Annotated in this window: 14 protein-coding genes; 10 read left to right on the forward strand and 4 right to left on the reverse strand. The window is 71.2% G+C overall.

The window, feature by feature from the left end:
• Nucleotides 1–89: 89 nt before the first annotated feature.
• The 5 genes from ACFRKB_RS21720 (at nucleotide 90) to ACFRKB_RS21740 (ending at nucleotide 6,885) form a co-directional block, all read left to right on the forward strand.
• Entirely contained in the window at nucleotides 90–1,916 is a 1,827-nt protein-coding gene (locus ACFRKB_RS21720) for a glycoside hydrolase family 2 protein (RefSeq protein ID WP_383107883.1), read from the forward strand.
• Nucleotides 1,917–2,061: 145 nt separating this feature from the next.
• Nucleotides 2,062–3,405, forward strand: a complete 1,344-nt coding sequence (locus ACFRKB_RS21725) for an ABC transporter substrate-binding protein (protein WP_383107884.1) — start codon at nucleotides 2,062–2,064, stop codon at nucleotides 3,403–3,405.
• A gap of 34 nt (nucleotides 3,406–3,439) precedes the next feature.
• On the forward strand, nucleotides 3,440–4,345 hold the full coding sequence (locus tag ACFRKB_RS21730) for a carbohydrate ABC transporter permease (protein ID WP_383107885.1): 906 nt from the start codon (nucleotides 3,440–3,442) through the stop codon (nucleotides 4,343–4,345).
• A gap of 1 nt (nucleotide 4,346) precedes the next feature.
• Nucleotides 4,347–5,300, forward strand: coding sequence for a carbohydrate ABC transporter permease (locus ACFRKB_RS21735; protein ID WP_383107887.1), 954 nt, complete (start codon nucleotides 4,347–4,349; stop codon nucleotides 5,298–5,300).
• Nucleotides 5,301–5,409: 109 nt separating this feature from the next.
• Entirely contained in the window at nucleotides 5,410–6,885 is a 1,476-nt protein-coding gene (locus ACFRKB_RS21740) for a glycoside hydrolase family 43 protein (RefSeq protein ID WP_383107888.1), read from the forward strand.
• A gap of 25 nt (nucleotides 6,886–6,910) precedes the next feature.
• On the opposite strand, the gene ACFRKB_RS21745 is transcribed toward ACFRKB_RS21740, so the two are convergent.
• The 4 genes from ACFRKB_RS21745 to ACFRKB_RS21760 all read right to left on the reverse strand — a co-directional run bounded on the left by ACFRKB_RS21745 (nucleotide 6,911) and on the right by ACFRKB_RS21760 (nucleotide 11,218).
• Entirely contained in the window at nucleotides 6,911–7,771 is an 861-nt protein-coding gene (locus ACFRKB_RS21745) for a carbohydrate ABC transporter permease (protein WP_383107889.1), read from the reverse strand.
• Nucleotides 7,772–7,774: 3 nt separating this feature from the next.
• Entirely contained in the window at nucleotides 7,775–8,725 is a 951-nt protein-coding gene (locus ACFRKB_RS21750) for a carbohydrate ABC transporter permease (RefSeq protein WP_383107907.1), read from the reverse strand.
• Nucleotides 8,722–9,987 (reverse strand): ABC transporter substrate-binding protein, encoded by a 1,266-nt coding sequence (locus ACFRKB_RS21755; RefSeq protein ID WP_383107891.1) that lies wholly within the window; start codon nucleotides 9,985–9,987, stop codon nucleotides 8,722–8,724. The genes ACFRKB_RS21750 and ACFRKB_RS21755 overlap by 4 nt, the downstream gene beginning before the upstream one ends.
• Before the next feature lie 211 nt (nucleotides 9,988–10,198).
• Nucleotides 10,199–11,218 (reverse strand): helix-turn-helix transcriptional regulator, encoded by a 1,020-nt coding sequence (locus ACFRKB_RS21760; RefSeq protein ID WP_383107892.1) that lies wholly within the window; start codon nucleotides 11,216–11,218, stop codon nucleotides 10,199–10,201.
• A gap of 130 nt (nucleotides 11,219–11,348) precedes the next feature.
• Between ACFRKB_RS21760 and ACFRKB_RS21765 the strand changes: the two genes are divergently transcribed.
• The 5 genes from ACFRKB_RS21765 (at nucleotide 11,349) to ACFRKB_RS21785 (ending at nucleotide 16,906) form a co-directional block, all read left to right on the forward strand.
• A complete protein-coding gene (locus ACFRKB_RS21765) occupies nucleotides 11,349–11,927 on the forward strand; it encodes a DinB family protein (protein WP_383107909.1) in 579 nt (192 codons plus the stop codon).
• A 243-nt stretch (nucleotides 11,928–12,170) separates the two neighbouring features.
• Nucleotides 12,171–13,274 (forward strand): winged helix DNA-binding domain-containing protein, encoded by a 1,104-nt coding sequence (locus ACFRKB_RS21770; RefSeq protein WP_383107893.1) that lies wholly within the window; start codon nucleotides 12,171–12,173, stop codon nucleotides 13,272–13,274.
• Between the two features lie 155 nt (nucleotides 13,275–13,429).
• Nucleotides 13,430–15,808 (forward strand): sensor histidine kinase, encoded by a 2,379-nt coding sequence (locus tag ACFRKB_RS21775; RefSeq protein WP_383107895.1) that lies wholly within the window; start codon nucleotides 13,430–13,432, stop codon nucleotides 15,806–15,808.
• Entirely contained in the window at nucleotides 15,805–16,488 is a 684-nt protein-coding gene (locus tag ACFRKB_RS21780; protein WP_383107896.1) for a response regulator, read from the forward strand. Before ACFRKB_RS21775 ends, ACFRKB_RS21780 begins: the two co-directional genes overlap by 4 nt.
• A gap of 88 nt (nucleotides 16,489–16,576) precedes the next feature.
• Nucleotides 16,577–16,906: an SCO4225 family membrane protein gene (locus ACFRKB_RS21785; RefSeq protein ID WP_383107897.1), complete on the forward strand. Its 330-nt coding sequence runs from the start codon at nucleotides 16,577–16,579 to the stop codon at nucleotides 16,904–16,906.
• Nucleotides 16,907–17,033: the final 127 nt, after the last annotated feature.

The raw sequence follows: 17,033 nt of genomic DNA on the forward strand, positions 1-17,033 counted from the left end.
ACCATCCTCCACCGACGTATTTACATCGATGTAATCGCCATGGTGCCATAAGCCTCGCACCGACCGGCACTCTCGACGCTAGGAGCACCATGCCCGTCCCGCACCCCTCGGACGTGCCCCGTCCCGAGTACCCCAGGCCGCAGTTCGCCCGTGCGGCCTGGCTGAATCTCAACGGCGAGTGGCAGTTCGAGACCGACCGGTCCGACACCGGGCTCGAACGCGGTCTGCTGGAACGCGAGCTCGGCGACCGTATCCTCGTCCCGTTCTGCCCCGAGTCGGAGCTGTCCGGGATCGGGGAGACGGACTTCCTGGAGGCCGTCTGGTACCGGCGGACGGTGACCGTGCCCGCCGACTGGGCCGACGCCCGGGTGCTGCTGCACTTCGGGGCCGTGGACCACGACACCACGGTGTGGGTCAACGGCGGCGAAGTCGCCCGGCACCGCGGCGGCTTCACCCCGTTCACCGCCGACCTCGGCGAGGTCGCCGTATCCGGCGAGGAGCTGACGATCGTCGTACGGGCCCGTGACAGCCGGCACGGTGTCCAGGCCCGCGGCAAACAGGCCACCTGGTACGCCAACTCCCACTGCCACTACACCCGTACGACCGGCATCTGGCAGACCGTGTGGCTGGAGCCGGTCCCGCGCGCCGTCGCCCTCAAGCGTCCCCGTATCACCCCCGACCTGGCCTCCGGCTCCTTCCACCTCGAACTGCCGCTGACCGCGAACGCCCCCGGCCACCGCGTCCGCGCCACGCTCCGCGACAGCCACGGCGACATCACCACGGCCGAGGCCCGCGCGGACCTCGACCTGTGCCCGCGCCTGGTACTGCGACTGCCCGACGACCGGCTGCGCGTCTGGTCGCCGGCGGATCCGCATCTGTACGATCTGTCCCTCGAAGTCCTCGACGCCGAGGGCACGGTCGTCGATACGGCACGCTCCTACGCCGGTCTGCGCTCGGTGGCCGTCCACGGCAAGCGGCTGGTACTGAACGGCGAACCCGTCTTCCAGCGCCTGGTGCTGGACCAGGGCTACTACCCGGACGGACTGATGACCGCCCCGAGCGACGCCGCGCTGATCCGCGACATCGAGCTGGGCCTGCGCGCCGGCTTCAACGGCGCCCGGCTGCACCAGAAGGTCTTCGAGGAGCGCTATCTCCACCACGCCGACCGGCTCGGCTACCTGGTCTGGGGCGAGTTCGGCGACTGGGGCTGCGAGGTCGGCGCCCGCGACGACAACCAGCGGCCCGACGCGTCGTATGTCACCCAGTGGCTGGAGGCCCTGGAGCGGGACCACTCGCACCCCTCGATCGTCGGCTGGTGCCCGCTGAACGAGACGTACCAGCCGCTGCACGACCGCATCACCGCGCTCGACGACGTCACCCGGGCGATGTTCCTCGCCACCAAGCAGGCCGACCCCACCCGCCCGGTGATCGACGCCTCCGGATACGCGCACCGGGTGCCGGAGACCGACGTATACGACTCCCACTGCTACGAGCAGGACCCGGCCGCCTTCGCCAGGACCATGGACGGCCTGGCGGAGGACCGGCCCCACGTCAACGCCGCCCCGGACGGACGGCCGTGGTCGGTGCCGTACCGCGGACAGCCGTACTTCTGCAGCGAGTTCGGCGGCATCTGGTGGGACCCGCAGGCGGTGGACGGGACGGCCGGCAACGAACGGGACGCCTCCTGGGGATACGGCGAACGGCCCCGCACCGCCGAGGAGTTCATCGATCGCTTCACCGGTCTGACCGGCGTGCTCCTCTCGGACCCCGGCATGTTCGGCTACTGCTACACCCAGCTCACCGACGTCTTCCAGGAACGCAACGGCGTCTACCGTTTCGACCGTTCCGAGAAGGTCGACACCGCGCTGCTCCGTGACGCCCAGACCCGCCCGGCGGCGTTCGAAGGCGCTCCGTAGCACCGAGTCCCCCTGCTTCCGCGCGAGTGGAAGCAGCAGCCCTGTCCGCGATTTACATCGATGTATGACCGCAGTGCGGCGGTGTCGGCGAGGTGCGGCCACAGTGCCCCGCCCTCCGTGCCGCCGCCCGCGGGAAAGGAGTCACATGACCGGCAAGCCCGTACCAGTCGGTCGCCCCGGCCTGACCAGGCGCCGCGCGCTGACGGCGGCCCTCGCCTCCGGGGCGGCGGTCCTCGGCGCCGGTGCGCTCAGCGGCTGCGGATCCGCGGTGGCCGCCGGCGAGCCGACCGTACGGCTCTGGGACCTGTTCAGCGGGGCCGACGGCGGCCTGCTCAACGACATGGTGCGCGCCGCGCGTCCCGGTATGCGGGGCACCCGGATCGAGCGCACCGTCCTGGAGTGGGGCACCCCGTACTACACCAAGCTCGCCATGGCGTCCGCCGGCGGCCGGGGCCCGGACATGGCGGTGGCGCATATGTCCCGCCTGGCCGGGTACGCGCCCACCGGCCTGCTGGACCCGTGGGACCTGGACGTCCTGGCCGAGTACGGCGTCACCCGCGACGACTTCGCCGACGCGGTGTGGTCGCGCACGCAGTCCGAGGGCAGAACGTACGCGATCCCGCTGGACACCCATCCGTTCATCGTCTTCTTCCACCCCGAACCGGCCGCCGACGCCGGTCTGCTGACCAAGGACGGCACCCTGGACGCGGAGGCGTTCGGCTCGCCCGACCGCTTCCTGGCCGCCGGGAGAGAGCTGGCCAAGGCATCCGGCAAGCAGGGCATCGCCTTCGGGTATGTCACCGACAGCGCCCAGGGCTGGCGTCTGTTCTACGGCCTGTACCGGCAGACCGGCGGCGTCTTCCGGCTGCCCGAGGGCGGACCGGCCGAGGCCGACGAGGACCGCATGGCGGAGGTCATCGCCTTCATGGCCCGGCTCGTCGACGGGCGCGTCAACCCGCGACGGCTCGACTACGCGTCGGCCATCGCCGCCTTCGCCAACCGTCAGACGGCGATGATCCTGTCGGGCGAATGGGAACTCGGCACCTTCCGGGCCGCGGACAAGAACGTCCAAGCCGCCCCGTTCCCCACGGTGTTCGGCACACCCGCCGTATACGCGGACGCGCACTCCTTCGTCCTGCCGCACCACCCCGACCCGGACGCGGCCCAGCGCCGGCGTACCCATCAGACGGTGGCCGCGCTGCTGAAGGCCGGTCAGATCTGGGCCACCGCGGGCCATATCCCCGCCTACCGCCCGGTCACCCGTACGAAGGCGTACGCGCGTCTGCGGCCCCAGGCGCACTACGTGCAGGCGCAGAGCCATGTCGTACTCGACCCGGCCGTCTGGTTCGCCGGCGCCGGATCCGACTTCCAGAACGCCATGTCCCAGGTCCTGCAGCAGGCCCTGCTCGACGGCCTCGCCCCCGACCGTGCCGCGCGCACCATGGTGCGGCGCCTGAACACCTTCCTCTCCAAGCCCAGCCCGGCCTGACCCGGCCGCGAACCACCGCGCAGGAGGCACAACGATGTCCTCTCCCCACGCAGCACCCCGTCCCGGGGCCCTGTCGGCGCGCCGGCTGCTCTCCCCCGGCCTGCTCTTCGCGCTCCCCTTCCTCGTCCTGTTCGCCGTCTTCATGCTGTGGCCGCTGGGCCAGGGACTGTGGATGAGCCTGACCGACACCTCCCTGTCGGCCCACGCCCCCTCCTTCATCGGCCTCGACAACTTCACCGAGGCCCTGGCGGACGCCGAGATGTGGCGGGCGCTGGGCAACACGGTGTGGTTCACCGCCCTGTCCACGGTTCCCCTCGTCGCGGTCGCGCTCGGCATGGCGCTGCTCGTCCACACCGGCCTGCCCGGCCAGTGGGTGTGGCGGCTGGCGTTCTTCGCCCCGTACCTGCTGCCCGTCGGTGTCGTCAGCCTGCTGTGGATCTGGCTGTACCAGCCCGACCTCGGCCTGTACAACCATCTGCTCGACGCGGTCGGACTCGGCCAAGTGGCCTGGCTCAGCGACGAGTCGGTGGCCATGGGGGCGATCGCCCTGGCCACGCTGTGGTGGACCGTCGGCTTCAACTTCCTGCTCTACCTGGCCGCGTTGCAGTCCATCCCGGACCATCTGTACGAGGCGGCGGCCATCGACGGCGCCGGGGCCTGGCGGCGCCTGTGGTCGATCACACTGCCCCAGCTCAGCCGTATCACCGTCGTCATCACCGTGCTGCAGATCCTGGCCTCGCTGAAGGTCTTCGACCAGGTCTATCTGCTCACCAAGGGCGGCCCGAACGATTCCACGCGCCCGGTCGTCGAGTACGTCTACGACGTCGGCTTCACGGGCTACCGGCTCGGCTACGCCTCGGCGATCAGCTACATCTTCTTCGCCCTCGTGATCCTCGCCTCCGCCGCCCAGTACGCCGCCCTCCGCCGCCGGGAGAAGTGATATGACCTCCACCGACCTGCCCGTCCGTTCCGCACCGTCCCCCGCACCGCACCGTCGCGTCCCGCGAGCCGCGCGGGCGGTGGCGGAACGGCGCGGGGCACCCCGTCCCCGGGCGCACCTCACCCTCGGGGACGGCCGGACCGCGCGTGTGCTCGCCCTGGCCGCCCTCGCGGTCATGGCCCTGGTGTGGCTGCTTCCCATGGCCTGGGCGCTGCTGACGGCCTTCAAGTCCGAGCAGGACGCGAGCGATCCCGTCCACTGGCTGCTGCCCTCCCGCGGCTTCACGCTCCGGGGCTTCAGTGCCGTCTGGGAACGCGGCGACCTGCCGCTGTGGATGCTCAACAGCTTCCTCATCTCGGCCGCCGTCACCGTGATCACGGTGCTGGTCTCCGCGATGGCCGGATACGCCTTCTCCCGCACGCTGTTCGCCGGTCGCCGGTGGCTCTTCGCACTGACCGTGGCGGCCGTACTCGTACCGCCCCAGATCCTCATCGTGCCCTGGTTCCAGCAGATGCTCAGCCTGGGGCTGCTCGACACGTACGCGGCGGTGATCCTGCCGCAGACCGTGGCGCCGGTGATGGTGTTCATCCTGAAGAAGCACTTCGACTCGCTGCCCCATGAGCTGGAGGAGGCCGCCCGGATCGACGGCGCGGGCCACTGGCGGATCTTCTGGTCGGTGCTGCTGCCGCTGTCCCGGCCGATGCTCGCCGCCGTGTCGATCTTCGTGTTCATCGGGGCGTGGAACAACTTCCTGTGGCCCTTCATCTCCACCTCCGACCCCGCCCTGATGACCCTGCCCGTGGGGATCACGTCGGTGAAGGACGCCTACGGCATCCAGTACGCCCAGTCGATGGCGTCCGCCGTGCTGGCCGCGCTGCCGCTCGTCGTGGTCTTCATGTTCTTCCAGCGGCACATCGTCAAGTCCGTGGCCACGACGGGGCTCGGCGGCCAGTGAACCGAGCGGCCTTCGGCGGGTAACTGCCTATACTTCGCAGACCGTTGACACCTCCATTCCCCTTCCCTACGGTGCCGACGGGGAGTTACATCGATGTAAAGGACCGCTCATGCCCGCAGAGCCCCGCACAGCCCGTCGGGCGGCACTCGTCGCCGCGCTCCTGGCCCTCGTGGTCGGCCTCGTGTCCGCGCCGTCCGCCGCCCCCGCCCCGCCGGCCGAATCCGCGAGCCCGGCCCTGGCCCCGGCCTCCGCGGGCACCACCTTCCGCAATCCACTCAACTCCGGCCCCGATCCGTTCACGACGTACTGGAACGGCGCGTACTACCTCACCGCCACACAGGGCAACAGCATCCGGATGTGGCGCTCTCCCTCGCTGAGCACACTGCTCTCCGCCGACCCCATGACGGTGTGGACGGACACCGACGCCTCGCGCAACCGCAATATCTGGGCTCCGGAGTTCTTCCGCTTCGGCGACCGCTGGTACCTCTACTACACCGCCGACGACGGCACCGACGAACACCACCGGCTGTACGTCCTGGAGTCGGAACGCGACGACCCGGCCGGCCCGTACCGCTTCAAGGCCAAGCTCGCCCCGCCCAACCACGCCTCCGACTTCGCCATCGACCCGAGCGTGTTCCAGCACAACGGCCGCCTCTATCTCGCCTACAGCGGCCTCAACCCCTACCAGCACAACGGTCTCAACATCGCCCCGATGTCGAACCCCTACACCGTCTCCGGCGACGCGGTCGCCCTTGACGCCGCCGGCGGCTGCCCCGAGGTCCGCGAGGGACCGGAGTTCCTCAACCGCAACGGCCGTACGTGGATGACGTACTCCACGTGCGACACGGGCAAGCCGGACTACCAGGTCTGGATGATGTCCCTGCCGAACGGCGCCGACCCGCTCCTGCCCCGCAACTGGACGCAGCACTCCGGGCCGGTGTTCTCCCGCGCCGACGACCGTGGCGTCTACGGGCCCGGCCACCACGCTTTCTTCCGCTCGCCCGACGGCACCGAGGACTGGATCGTCTACCACGCCAAGACGACCACCACGTTCACCTACACCGACCGCACCACCCGCGCCCAGAAGATCACCTGGAACGCCGACGGCAGCCCGAACCTCGGCCGCCCGCTCGCCCTGGGCGCGACACAGGACCTGCCCTCGGGCGACCCGGGGTCCGGCGGCCACTGGATCAACGACGACGGCCGCTCCAGCGGTGACGGGACCGTCACCTACACGGGCGACTGGAACTCCGGTACCGGCTGCGCCACTCAGTGCTTCTGGGGCGACGACCACTGGAGCGACCGGGCCGGCAACACCGCGACCTTCACCTTCACCGGCACCCGTATCGCGCTGCTGTCCGTCCGTGACACCGGCAACGGGATCGCGGCCCTGAGCATCGACGGCGGCGCCGAGCAGCGCGTCGACTTCTACGGCGCGATCCGTACCGGCGAGAGCGTCCAGTACCTCAGCCCCCGCCTGCCGTACGGCCGCCACACCCTGCGCGTGCGGGTGACCGGCGAGCACAACGCCTCGTCCCAGGGCGGGTTCGTGAGCGTGGACCGGGCGGAGGTGTACACCTCCTGACCCGTGGTGTCTCTGCCCGGCCCGCTCAGTCGTCGATGCCGGAGCGCTCGGCGCCCGCGACGATGTGGCGTTGCAGCAGCAGGAAGACCACCAGCAGGGGCAGGATCGAGACGGCGGCGGCGAGGAACAGCTCGTGGAGGTTGACGGTCTGGGCGGTGGTGAATGTGGCGAGTGCGACCTGCACGGTCCAGGAGTCGCGATCCTGGCCGATCACCAGCGGCCACAGGAAGGAGTTCCAGGAGCCGATGAAGACGATCACACCGACGGCGGCGAAGACCGGCCGTGCGTTGGGCACGACGATCCGCCAGAACGTACGCCAGTGGCCGAGCCCGTCCACCTTCGCCGCGTCCTCCAGTTCGCGTGGGAAGCCGAGGAAGTACTGACGGAAGAGAAAGACCGCGAAGGCGCTGAAGAGGGTCGGAATGATCAGTCCGCGCAGGGTGGAGATCCAGCCGAGCGAGGAGACCAGGACGAAGCTCGGAAGGAACGTGACGGCGGACGGAATCATGAGGGTGACCAGGAACGCGTAGAAGACATGGTTCGCGTAGGGGTACTCGATACGGGCCAGACCGTATCCGGCGAGCGAGGCGAGCAGCAGGGTTCCGGCGGTGGTGAGGACGGCGATCACGGCCGAGTTCCCCAGGGCGCGCGGCATGGGGACGCTGCTGTCGTCGAACAGCTCCCGGAGGTTCTCCCCGTGCAGCGTGTCCGGGAAGAACGTCCAGTCGGTGCCGGTGATGTCCGCCTCGGCGGCCAGCCCGTTGCGTACCAGCAGATAGAACGGGATGAGGAAGAGCCCGGCGAGCGCGATGAGCGGGACGAGCCGCAGTCCGCGGGCGAACCGCTGGAGGGCCCGGTTTGTTGAGCGCGTGGGGTGTCGTGGCACGGGTCAGTCCTCCCGGCGTCCGAGGCCGAACCAGCGTGCCTGGATCACCGTCACGATGGCGATGATCAGTGCGAGGATCACGGCGCCCGCGCTGCCGAGCCCCAGGTTCTGCCCTTGGCCCAGTGCGGCGTAGTACAGGTAGACCAGGGGCGGCCTGGCGTAGGGCGGGTAACCGCGTGCCGTCGACAGCAGGTTGTAGAACTCGTCGAAGGCCTGGAAGGCGCTGACCACCAGGAGCAGGACGACGGCGACGGAGGTCGCGCGCAGTTGCGGGAAGGTGATGTGCCGGAAGACCTGCCAGCCGGGTCGGGCGCCGTCGACCGCGGCGGCCTCGTAGAGGGTGGCCGGGATGCGCTGGAGCCCGGCCAGCAGGATCACCATGTAGAAGCCGGCCTGGAGCCAGAGCCGTACGGTCACGATGACCAGCCAGTACCAGGGCGGGCTGGTGGTCGACAGCCAGGCGATGCCGGAGCCGCCGAACCAGCCGAGCACCGTGTTCGCCAGCCCGTACCGCACCCCGTTGAAGACCGACAGTTTCCAGATGATCGCGGCGACGACATAGGAGCAGGCGGTCGGCAGGAAGAAGACCGAGCGGAAGAACGCCTGGGCGAAGCGCAGCCGGTGCACCATCAGCGCGAGGGCGAGCGAGAGGGCGTAGGTCGCCGGGACGATGAAGAGGGAGAAGACGGCGAAGGTGGTGAGGCTGGAGATGAAGGAGGGATCGCCGAGGATGTCGGTGTAGTTGTCCAGGCCCACGAACTCGGTCGGGGTCACGGTGTTGTGGGCGTCGAAGAAGCTCAGCCACACACTCCACACCAGCGGTACGTAGGTGAAGAGAGCGAGCCCGGCGGCGAAGGGGCCGACGAACACCCAGAACCATACGTAACGGTTCTGAGGCCCGCGCAGTCGCCGCCCACGTGAGCTTCGCTTGTGGAGAGTTGTCCGGGTGGCTATGACCGCACCCGCTTCAGCTCGGCCCTCGTCGTCGCGATGACCGCCCTGAGCTGCGTGTCCGGATCGGCACCGTCGGTGATGATCCGGCTCAGGGCGTCCTGGTAGGCGGTCCGGCTCTTCTCGGTCCACAGCAGGGGCTGCGCGTATCCGTGGTCGGTGGTGAAGCGGACGGCGTCGGCCGCCGCGCCCTTGGCGAGTTGGGGCGCCTTCTTCGCCAGCGAGATCCGGGCGGGAATGTGGAAGCCGTAGGAGAGCGCGAAGTCCTCCTGGAAGTCGGTGCGTTCGACCCACAGCCACTTCACATACGCTTTCGCGGCGTCGATATGGCCGCTGTGCGCACTGACGGCCGCGCCATAGGCGCCGACCGGGACCGACGGCCCGCCCTGTGGGCCGTCCCCGGGGAAGGGCAGGACGCCGAAGTCGTCGCCCAGCGCCCGCTGGATCCGCGGCAAGGCCCACAGCCCCGTCCACTGCATGGCGGACAGCCCCTGGACGAACGCGGACGGGTCCGACCAGTCGGTGGGGGCGCCGAGCAGGAGCGAGTCGTCGGCGTGGAGCCGGTGGAGTTTGCCGAGGGTCCTGGCGGCCCGCGGGTCGTCGAAGCCGACGTCTCCGTCGGCGGTGACCGGTTCCAGCCCGGCGGCGCGCAGCGGGGTGGCGCCGAGGACACCGGCGCCACCGTCGTTGCCGAGGAACAGGCCCTTGACGTCCTTCGTCGTCAACGCCTTTGCGGCGTCGATCAGTTCGTCAAGCGTCCCGGGCGGCCGGACACCGGCCTTGTCCAGCAGACTCTCACGGTAGTAGAGCAGCTGCGTGTCGATGACCTGCGGGATGCCGTAGACCTTGCCCTGATACGTCTTGGGGGCGAGCACCGCGGGAGGGAAGTCGTCCCGTACGCCCTCCAGCAGGCCGGTGAGATCGGCGACCTGACCGCCCAGGATCTGGTCCAGGGTCGGCCCGCCCTCGAAGACGTCCGGCCCGTTCTCGGTCAGCAGTGCCGCGGCGGTCTGCTGGTCGTAATTCCCCGGCCGCCACTGGACGTCGACCCGCGCCTTCCCGTACGCGGCCGCATAGCGCCGCACCGCCTCTTCGGTGCCGGCCTCGCCGTACTGGTGATACCACTGACCGAGCGCGGGGCCACCGCCCGCTCCCCCGCCACGGCCGGTGTGGGAGCCGCAGGCGGCGGTCAGCGCGAGGGCACCGGAGGCGGCCAGCAGCTGCCGACGGCTGATGGGGGTGGTGGAGGATCGTGAGTGGCGCATGGTTCATCAGTGTGACGCCGCCGCGTGTAAGCGGTATTGCTCGCACAGGAAACGTCTCACGTGAGCCGGCCGACGGCTGCGCTCGTCAGCGGTCGATTGCCGCCATTCCGCGGGCTCGTGAAAGAACAGCCGAATGGATGACGGCGGAGCGGCGTGCTCAGGCGTATCCGCGCCTGTCGGGGCGGTGTGGCGGGGGTGTCAGTCGCGAACGTCAGTCGCGGGCGTCAGTCGCGGCGTTGGCGTAACGGCGGGCCAGATGCGCGAAGGCGTCCTTGAGCTCGGCCGGGCCGATGACCTCGATGTCGGCGTCGAACCTGCCGATGGCGGCGGCCAGGCCGGGCCATGACCATGAGCCCAGAACGAGCCGGCAGCGGTCCGGGGCGAGTTCCTCGACGACTCCGTCGTGGGTGTAGCGGGACACGACGGCGGCGGGCAGATGGAGGATCACCTCGCCGCGGCAGGGCCAGTACCCCGAGCCGTCCGAGGCGTCCGAGGCGTATGAGCCGCGGAATCGGCCGGCCACGAAGGCCGCCACGTTCCCTCCCGGCACTTCACGCGCGGTGAAGCGCGGCCCCGTGGGGATACGCGGGGTGATCCGGTCCGCGCGGAAGGTGCGCCAGTCCTCGCGGTCCAGGTCCCAGGCGACGAGGTACCAGCGCCCGCCCCAGGTGACCAGGTGATGGGGCTGCGCCCGGCGCGGAGGGGGTTCGGCGCGGTCGTCGCCGGTGGCTCCCGCCGGGGATACGGGGGCGTAGTCGAAGCGCAGCTCTTCGCGGGCGTGGACGGCGGCGCTGAGCGTCGTGAGCACGCCGCTGTCGACCTGTGGGGTCGGCCGGTTCGAGGGCCGCTCGACGGCGGTGACCTGGAAGGTGTCGATGCGGCGGGGCAGCCGGGCGGGCATGACCTGCCGGACGGTGTTCAGCGCGCGTACCGCGGCTTCCTCGATGCCGGCGCCGCTGGTGGTGGCGACCTGGAGTGCGACGGCGAGGGCCACGGCCTGCTCGTCGTCGAACAGCAACGGGGGCAGCTCCGAACCGGCTTCGAGGCGGTACCCACCGTCGGGCCCCTTGAAGGCCACGATGGGATAGCCGAGCTCGCGCAGGCGATCGACATCCCGGCGCACGGTGCGTGGGCTGATGTCCAGCCGCTCGGCCAGCAGCGCCCCGGGCCAGTCCCGGCGCGCCTGGAGCAGCGAGAGCAGGGAGAGCAGTCGCGCTGAGGTCTTCGGCATCACTCCATAGTGGCCCGAGAAGCGGCCACAACCTGTCCGCTTCTCTTGCGACTGTTGTCTCGTGCCAGAGCACGAGAGCAAGAACGACAGCAAGAACGAGAACGAGAACAACCGGAAGGACCTGATCACCGTGACCGCCACCACCACGCCTCACTCGACCCTCGACGCCGAGCGGGCCGACCTGCTCGACACGCTCGCGACCGCGCGATCCGCCCTGACGAACACGGTGCGCGGGCTCAGCGACGAGCAGGCCGGCGAGCGCCCGACGGTCAGCGCGCTGTGCCTGGGCGGGCTGATCAAGCATGTCGCGTCCATGGAGGAACTCTGGGTGCGCTTCGCGGTCGAGGGCCCCTCGGCGATGCGCTACGACCTGCCCGACGGTGTCACCTGGGACGACATCGCGGCCGGCACCGCACGCGAGTTCCCGCAGTGGGCGATCGACCACCGGAACGAATTCCAGCTGCTGCCCGGCGAGACGGTGGCCGGGATCCTCGCGCGGTACGAGCGGGTCGCCGCCCGGAGCGAGGAGATCATCGCCTCCGTGCCCGACCTGTCGACGACGCACCCGCTGCCGGAGGCCCCGTGGAACGAGCCGGGAGCGGTGCGCAGCGTACGCCGGGTACTGATGCATGTCATCGCCGAGACCGCCCAGCACGCCGGACACGCGGACATCCTGCGCGAGACGCTCGACGGGCAGAAGTCGACCTGACCCACCGGTGACGCGGTGAACCGGGACTGGGCGGCCGGCTGCCCACCGGCCGCCCCGTCCCGGCCACACCTGGGGCGGCAACAGGGCGTGAACACAGGCACCAGGACGTGAACACAAGAGAGAAGGGAGCGGCGTCATCGTGAAGATGCGCGCGCTGAGGAGAACCGGTCATCAGGTCAGCCCCTCCTGCCTGGGCCTGGGCGCCATGGTGTCCGACGACGAGCGTGCCGGGGGCGTGACGCGATGACCGTGCTCGACAGCCGGGCGCTCAACCGCGCGACGCTGGCACGGCAGTTGCTGCTCGATCGCGCCGACGTACCGGTCCTCGACGCCGTCGCGCACCTCGGCGGTCTGCAAGCGCAGGAACCACAGGAACCGTTCGTCGGGCTCTGGTCCCGGCTGCCCGCCTTCGACCCGGCGGCGCTCTCGGACCTGCTGACCGGGCGGCGCGTCGTAAGGACCCACCTCATGCGCCGTACCGTCCACCTCCTCACCGCCGACGACGCCCTGGCCTGGCGATCCCGCCACGACGCCATGCTGCGCCAACGGGTGCTGGGGAACTACCGCCGCGAACTCGACGGGACGGACCTCGACGAGCTCGCCGCGGCGGGCCGGGCGGTCATGGCCGACGACCAGCCCCGCTCGATGACCGAGCTCGCGCGGGCGCTCGCCGAGCGCTGGCCGACGCCGGGAACGCGCGCACTGGGCGAGATGCTGGTCGCCGCCCTCGTACCGATGGTGCAGCTGCCGCCGCGCGGGCTGTGGCGCACGAAGGCGGGGGTGCGCAACGTCCTGCTCTCGTCCTGGCTCGGCCGCGAGATCGCCCCTCTGTCCCCGGACGGCTCCGATCCGGTGGGCCAGGCGCTGGTACGGCGCTATCTGGCCGCGTTCGGCCCGGCGGCCTCGGCCGACCTGCGCGCCTGGTGCGGCCTGGCCGGACTGCCGGCCGCCGTGGCGGCGATACGCGAGGAGCTGGTCACCTTCCGCGACGAGCGAGGCCGGCAACTGCTGGACCTCCCGGACGCGCCACGTCCCGACCCCGACACACCCGCCCCGGTGCGGTTCCTGCCGGCGTTCGACAACGCGATCCTCGGCTACCACGACCGCACCCGGATCATCGACGACGCACACCGGGGGCTGTCCGTCGCCGGTGTCCGCGTCGTCCTGGTCGACGGCCGGGTGGCCGCTACCTGGAGTGTCACGGCCGACACCGTGCTCGTCACGCCGCTGCGCCGCCTCTCCGGAGCCGACCGTACCGCCGTGGCCGAACAAGGGCGCGAACTGGCGTTGTTCCTCTCCGACAACGACAGCGACCGCGTACAGATCGCCGACACGCTTCACATGTGACCGTACGCCGGGCGTCTCCCCGGCGGCCTCCACTGTGCCGGTGGACCGGCGCTCCGCGGCTGCCGGGGGAACCGTCTCTATCTCTGGTTAGAGGTGGTGATCGTCCTGTGGCCGGATGCCCGCGGTCCGCACGTGACCGTAGCGTGGGGCACATCATGGATCGCACTGACAACCGGTTGCTCCCGGCCCTGTTGCTCGGCGCCCAGGCCGCGGTGTGGCCCGGGTACGCGCTGTGGCGTGGCGCCGCCCCGACGGCCGCCGACCTGCTCGCGGCCGCCCTGGTGGGCGGTCTGGTGGCCGTCGCGCTCACGGTCCGCCGCACCCGCCCGGTGCCCGTCCTCGTCCTGGTCGCCGGGGCCTGCGCGGTCGGCTCGGGGCCTCTGCCGGCGGGCGCGGTGGCTGTGCTCGGTACCGCGGGTGTCGCGCTGGCGCTGTTCGCGGTGGCCGCTGAACGGGACACCACCACCGCGCTGCTGTGCGTGGGGACACTCGCGCTCTGGCAGCTCGTGCACGGCCTCAGCCTGCACGGTCTCGGCGGCGGCCAGGGACTCGACCTCGTCCTCACCGCTCTGCTCTACGCGACCGCCACCGGTACGGGGCTGTCGCTGCGGCGGCTACGGGCCGCCCGGCAGGCCGCCGAACGGCGGCTGCACCAGGCGGAGGACCAGCGGCACCGGCTTCCGGCGGCGGAACGACGCCGTATGGAGCGGGAGTTGCACGACGTCAGCGCCCACCACCTCACGGCGGTGGTCGTCACGGTCGAGGCGGCACTCGGGTTGCGCGACCGCCGTCCCGAACTGGCCGACAGAGCAGTGGAGTTCGCCGCCGAGACCGGCCGCGAAGTGACCCGGGCACTGAGCGCGGTGCGGGCCCCGACACTCTCACCCGAGGACCTCCCCGCGCCGGAGGAACGACTGCGGGAACTCGTGGCCGGCTTCCGCGCCCTCGGGCAGCCGGTGACCTGCTCGACCGACGCCCTGCCGGACGGCTCCGTCGGCGACGCCGCGTACGGCATTGTCCGCGAGGCACTGACCAACGTGGTCCGCCACGCCTCCGGGGCCCCCACCACCGTGCGATGCGCCTACGGTGACGACCGCACGGACATCGTGGTGCGCAACGCGCCGCCGGACGCGTCCGGTGCCGGTACGCCGCGCGGCAACGGACTCGGGGGCGGGCGCGGGCAGAACTTCCTGCGCGGCCGGGCGCGGGAGGCGGGCGGCACGCTCACCAGCGGACCGACGCCGGACGGAGGGTGGGAGGTGCACGCGGTGCTGCCCGGACGGAACAGGACGGCGCCCGCGGCATCCGTTCCGCGTACGTACCGCCTCGCCCAGTTCATCGCGGCCACGGGCCTGTGTCTCCAGCCGCTGCTGCCGGTCTTCATCATCCGGGAGAGTACGACGCCGACCGGGCCGGGAGTCTCCGCCGGCGCGCTCTTCGCACTGCTGGCCACGGCGCAGGTACTCACCCTGCTGTGGCTGCGGCGGGCTCCGCGGACCGCGCTGAGTGTGCTGCTGGTCCTCGCCGCGCTCTGGCCGGCGGCGATGTCCGTGAGCGGATACGCGGGGCCGGTGCTGCTGCCGCCGGGGCTGAGCATGCTCGTCACCTGCGTGGCGCTCGCCCTGGTGGCGGTCGGCGCCTCGGAGGCCGGCCCCGCCCCCGTCCGGCGCCGGGCCGTGCTGGGTCGTGCCGTGCCCCGTCATGCCGTACCAGTAGTGGCCGCTGTTGTGCACGCGACCGTCGTGGTCGTCGCCGTACTCACCCGTGGTGTCACCACACCCGCCTGGGCGGTCATCGGGGCCGCGAGCGCCGCGGCGGCGCTCGCGGCTGCCGCCGCCCGGTCCGTCGGCGCCTGGTACGGAAAGCGCCGGCGAGTCGCTCGGGACACGCACGAGGACCGGCTCGCGGCGTGGACGGAGGAGGCCGTCAGGGACGCGTGGGCCGAACGCCGCCGCATCACCATCGGGCTGGAGACCACCGTGCTGGCGCGCACGGCCGAAGTGGTCGAGGAGGCGGAGGCGGGGCGGCTCGCGGAGACGGCGGAACGGGCCCGCGACGCCTTGACCGCCATGCGGTCCCTGCTCGAAACCGTCCGTGACGGAGAACACCACGCCGAACTACGGCCGCAGCCCACGCTCCAGGCCCTCGACCTGCTCGTCGGCCAGTGCCGGGCCTCCGGCCGCCAGGTGGAGGTGCGTCTCACCGACCGGGTGCCGGGGCGGCTGCCGGCCGAGGTGGACATCGCCGCCTACCGTGCCGCCGAGACCATTCTGCAGGCGGGCGGTGACGAGCCCGCCGTCCTCGTCCTCGACGCCGAGGACCGCGTCCTGACCCTGTCCGCCGGCGGTGTGTCCCGCGCCACCCGTCTCGCGGTACGCCAACGGTTGGTGACGCGGGCCGCAGCCCTCGGCGGCACCCTGACCACCGAACAGCCGGATACGGTTCTGCTGCGCCTGCCTTTGGGCACCGGCCCGCATTCCCCGCGCCGCACAGAGAGCGCCCCGCGCCGGGGCGACCAGGAGGACCCCCGATGACCCTCACCGTGGTGGTCGTCGACGACCAGACAGTCGTCCGGGCGGGCTTCGCCGCCGTCATCGACGCCGAGCGGGACATGACCGTCGTCGGTGAGGCCGGCGACGGCGCCTCAGCGGTGAGCCTCGCCGAACAACTCGCGCCGGACGTGATGGTCATGGACGTACGGATGCCCGGACTCGACGGCATCACCGCCACCCGGATCATCACCGGGCGCGAGAATCCGCCCCGCGTGCTCGTGCTGACCACGTTCGACCTCGATGCCTACGTCTTCGAGACGCTGCGCGCCGGCGCGTCCGGCTTCTTGCTCAAGGACGTGCAGGCAGCCGAACTGCTGCACGGCATCCGGGTCGTGGCCGGCGGGGAGAGCGTCCTCGCCCCGTCGGCCACCCGCCGGCTCATCGGCCACTACGCCGCCGGCCGGCCCGCGGGACCGCTGGCCGGGCAGGACGCGTCGGCCCTGGACCGGCTCACCGCACGAGAGCGCTACGTACTCACCCTGATCGCCTCGGGACTGAACAACGCGGAGATCGCCGCCGAACTCGACATCACCGTCGGCACCGTCAAGTCCCATGTGAACGCGCTGCTGCGCAAACTTGAGGTACGTGACCGGGTGCAGGCGACCATCCTCGCGTACGACCTGGGGCTCGTCCGCGTGACCCCACCCGGCACGCACCTCTGACGCCGACACGGCCATCCCACACCCCGGCGGACCCACCACCGAAGGGTCCGGCGAAGCCATGAGCACCACACACAAGGAGACCACTGTCATGACCGACTCCACGTCGACCCACCCGGTCCTGCGCACCGTGCGCGACGCGCTCGGCAACGTGTTCGCTCGCGTCTACCTCGCCGTGTGCGCGGCCTTGGTCGTCTGGGCCGTGGTGGTGACCCTCGCCGACAACCCCGACGGATCCTTCGCCGGAGTGGTGCCGACGCTCGCCACCGCACCGGTGAGCCTGATCATGCTCGTGCTGCCGGACCACAGCTCCATGCTCTTCGTCGCCATCGGTCTCGGCGCGCTGGTGAACGCCGTGCTCATCGGCTGGTGCGCCCGCGCCCTGAGCCGGGGCCGCGGCGGCTCGACGCCGACGGGCTGAGGGCATCGCCGCCGCGGCCCCGGGATCAGACCGCCGGGGCCGGGTACGTCGGGTACTCCACGCCGGAGACGTGCTGGACGACGCGGATGACCTGGCAGGAGTAGCCGAACTCGTTGTCGTACCAGAG

It is taken from the genome of Streptomyces scopuliridis, from assembly GCF_042790125.1.
Lineage (GTDB): Bacteria > Actinomycetota > Actinomycetes > Streptomycetales > Streptomycetaceae > Streptomyces > Streptomyces scopuliridis_A.